We start from the raw sequence: 1,956 nt of genomic DNA, 5'->3' as shown, positions 1-1,956 counted from the left end.
TCGGGGTCTTCAGAATAACAGACCGCCTTATTGCGACAGAACCTATTAGACCACTACAATCCAAGGTTAGCCGTTTTACGGGAACGTAAACAGCCACTCTGGGCTCTTTTTGAACTCGCCTTTTAGGAAACACATGGCATCCATCAAGCTAAATCCTGAACGAAGTGGTCACTCGGGCAGCCTTCTTTGTCTTCTGCTGACTACAGTGCTTGTTGCATGCGGGGGCGGCACGAACGATGGTGAGGCAGTATCCGCATCCGAATCCGCCGCCAAAGTCGTAGCCGTAGCCACACCTCCGGCCGATCCGACCATGCGTCGAACTGTCTCGCCGGAGCAGCCGCTCTTCTTGATTCATGTCGATACTTGGAACCAGGCCGATCCCCAGAAGGTCATCGACCTCATTCCACCCGATATTCGTCCCTACGCCGTGTTGAATCTTTCCCTATCGATTGACCACAACGGCGCAACGGGAAATCAATGCAACTGGACTCAAGTGGAGGATGGAATCGATACCGCCCGGTCATGGATGAAAACAGCGGCCCAAAATGGAATATGGGCGATGATTCAGCCGTCTAGTGGGGGGTTCTCGCAATTTCCGGACTACGCCCCGTCCGTCGACCTCGAGTCGACGGTGTACGGGGAGTTTTTCCGCGATTATCCGAACTTTCTTGGCTTCAACTATGCCGAGCAGTTTTGGGGGTTCGGTTCACCATGCGCGGCACCATCAGCGCAGGAGCGATGGGAGCATTGGTCAAACTTGTTGAAGCTGACCAATAAGTATGGCGGTCTTTTGGCTGTGAGTTTTACCGGTGGATACTATGGGGCAGCAATCAATCCATTGGCAATGGTGAAGCGAGATGCGCTCTTGGAGTCTGCGCTAAGGAAGTACTCAAAGAACTTCATCATTCAGGAAAAATTCACCTCGAACTATGGATTCTATGATAACGAGAGTGTGAGCATGGGGATGTGGCTCTCCGGTTATGCGGGTTCCTATGGGATACGAACTGATAGAACTGGCTGGTATCCCATCGATGGGTCGACGGATTATCCGATTCCGGCGGGTTCTCCGCATCTGATCGAGCACCTTGCGTTTACAGGTGAAACTGTCTTTGACGGTCCCGAACTTATTTGGCTTGACGCTGTCGAAACCCTTCCTAACGGCACGACCGCGGATGGGTACACTACCAGACTTTGGGATTTCTACCCACACTATCGAAATATTCACCTCGACATTTATCGAAAAATCCTCGACGGCACGTTGCGCATCTTGAGCCGCCAAGAGGTCGTCGATCGCACAAAGATGGTTATCGTGAATGACGTAACATCAGGGAACGATCAGGCAGTGTATTCGTCACCGGACACCCTGTTTCAAGATCTATACTCGATGGATGGAAATGGTATTCTACTTGACCAGCATAGCTGGTATAAAAAGACAGGGCGATACCCTGCAATTCCGACTGTCTGGCAATTGACCGATTCGATTTCGCAGTCGTTTTCATCGAAAATTAACAAATCAACACTCGCAACCCGCTGGCCAACCTCGACGCAGAAGTTGGCGGAGTTCAATGCGCTGTTTCCTCAAGAATACTCTGGTGATATTTATGCTGGAAGACAGGAAAATACATGGGTTACCTATAATCCATACAAGACAAATCGCAACGCGACCGGAAACATTCCATTCAAGTACAATACTTGCTCGTCGATCGATCTCAATTATACCGAATTCACTTCGGGCGTTATCAAGGAGTACCCTGACAAGGTTACGATTTATCTCACGAACTACGACGATGTGAATACGTCTTTCAAGACTCAGACCTTTACGATCAACGGGGCGACTGTCGAGCCAACGCTCACCTTCAATGACCGTGGGGATCATCAAGCGAGTCAGGTTACGACTACATGGTCGGGCGGTGTCTACACGGTTACCGTCAGTCACAACGGACCATTGGATATTAA

1 protein-coding gene is annotated in these 1,956 nt (G+C 50.3%); it reads left to right on the top strand.

Going from position 1 to position 1,956, the window contains the following annotated elements; translation table 11 throughout:
* Positions 1–133 precede the first annotated feature (133 nt).
* The coding region (locus WM40_RS26585; protein WP_046154573.1) for a glycoside hydrolase family 98 domain-containing protein at positions 134–1,956 on the top strand (1,823 nt) is incomplete at its 3' end.

The organism is Robbsia andropogonis, assembly GCF_000970345.1.
In the GTDB taxonomy this organism is placed as follows: domain Bacteria; phylum Pseudomonadota; class Gammaproteobacteria; order Burkholderiales; family Burkholderiaceae; genus Robbsia; species Robbsia andropogonis.
The sequence above is the reverse complement of the archived record's forward strand: the minus strand, read 5'-3'. Positions and strand labels throughout refer to the sequence as shown.